The sequence below is a fragment of the Kosakonia sp. H7A genome (genome assembly GCF_003028445.1).
GTDB classification, from domain to species: domain Bacteria; phylum Pseudomonadota; class Gammaproteobacteria; order Enterobacterales; family Enterobacteriaceae; genus Kosakonia; species Kosakonia radicincitans.
The window spans coordinates 1-1,735 of sequence record NZ_PYTZ01000022.1 but is presented as its reverse complement, the minus strand read 5'-3'; the positions used below and the strand labels follow the sequence as shown (position 1 = coordinate 1,735).

1 rRNA gene is annotated in these 1,735 nt (G+C 53.4%); it reads right to left on the bottom strand.

What is annotated here, in order from left to right:
- Positions 1-49 precede the first annotated feature (49 nt).
- A 16S ribosomal RNA gene (locus CWM66_RS27850) occupies positions 50-1,589 on the bottom strand.
- Positions 1,590-1,735 lie beyond the last annotated feature (146 nt).

Here is a 1,735-nt window from a genome sequence, read left to right as displayed (position 1 = left end):
TTTTCATCAGACAATCTGTGTGAGCACTTCAGGAGATGGTTCTTTAAGGTAAGGAGGTGATCCAACCGCAGGTTCCCCTACGGTTACCTTGTTACGACTTCACCCCAGTCATGAATCACAAAGTGGTAAGCGCCCTCCCGAAGGTTAAGCTACCTACTTCTTTTGCAACCCACTCCCATGGTGTGACGGGCGGTGTGTACAAGGCCCGGGAACGTATTCACCGTGACATTCTGATTCACGATTACTAGCGATTCCGACTTCATGGAGTCGAGTTGCAGACTCCAATCCGGACTACGACGCACTTTATGAGGTCCGCTTGCTCTCGCGAGGTCGCTTCTCTTTGTATGCGCCATTGTAGCACGTGTGTAGCCCTGGTCGTAAGGGCCATGATGACTTGACGTCATCCCCACCTTCCTCCAGTTTATCACTGGCAGTCTCCTTTGAGTTCCCGGCCTAACCGCTGGCAACAAAGGATAAGGGTTGCGCTCGTTGCGGGACTTAACCCAACATTTCACAACACGAGCTGACGACAGCCATGCAGCACCTGTCTCACAGTTCCCGAAGGCACCCCGGCATCTCTGCCAGGTTCTGTGGATGTCAAGACCAGGTAAGGTTCTTCGCGTTGCATCGAATTAAACCACATGCTCCACCGCTTGTGCGGGCCCCCGTCAATTCATTTGAGTTTTAACCTTGCGGCCGTACTCCCCAGGCGGTCGATTTAACGCGTTAGCTCCGGAAGCCACGCCTCAAGGGCACAACCTCCAAATCGACATCGTTTACGGCGTGGACTACCAGGGTATCTAATCCTGTTTGCTCCCCACGCTTTCGCACCTGAGCGTCAGTCTTCGTCCAGGAGGCCGCCTTCGCCACCGGTATTCCTCCAGATCTCTACGCATTTCACCGCTACACCTGGAATTCTACCTCCCTCTACGAGACTCCAGCCTGCCAGTTTCGAATGCAGTTCCCAGGTTGAGCCCGGGGATTTCACATCCGACTTGACAGACCGCCTGCGTGCGCTTTACGCCCAGTAATTCCGATTAACGCTTGCACCCTCCGTATTACCGCGGCTGCTGGCACGGAGTTAGCCGGTGCTTCTTCTGCGGGTAACGTCAATCGGCACGGTTATTAACCGTACCGCCTTCCTCCCCGCTGAAAGTGCTTTACAACCCGAAGGCCTTCTTCACACACGCGGCATGGCTGCATCAGGCTTGCGCCCATTGTGCAATATTCCCCACTGCTGCCTCCCGTAGGAGTCTGGACCGTGTCTCAGTTCCAGTGTGGCTGGTCATCCTCTCAGACCAGCTAGGGATCGTCGCCTAGGTGGGCCATTACCCCGCCTACTAGCTAATCCCATCTGGGCACATCTGATGGCAAGAGGCCCGAAGGTCCCCCTCTTTGGTCTTGCGACGTTATGCGGTATTAGCTACCGTTTCCAGTAGTTATCCCCCTCCATCAGGCAGTTTCCCAGACATTACTCACCCGTCCGCCACTCGTCACCCGAGAGCAAGCTCTCTGTGCTACCGTTCGACTTGCATGTGTTAGGCCTGCCGCCAGCGTTCAATCTGAGCCATGATCAAACTCTTCAATTTAAAAGTTTGATGCTCATCGAATTAAACTTCGTAATGAATTACGTGTTCACCCGTGAGACTTGGTATTCATTTTTTGTCCGAAGACATCAAGAATCCAGTCACCTGAGTGCCCACACAGATTGTCTGATAAATTGTTAAAGAGCAGT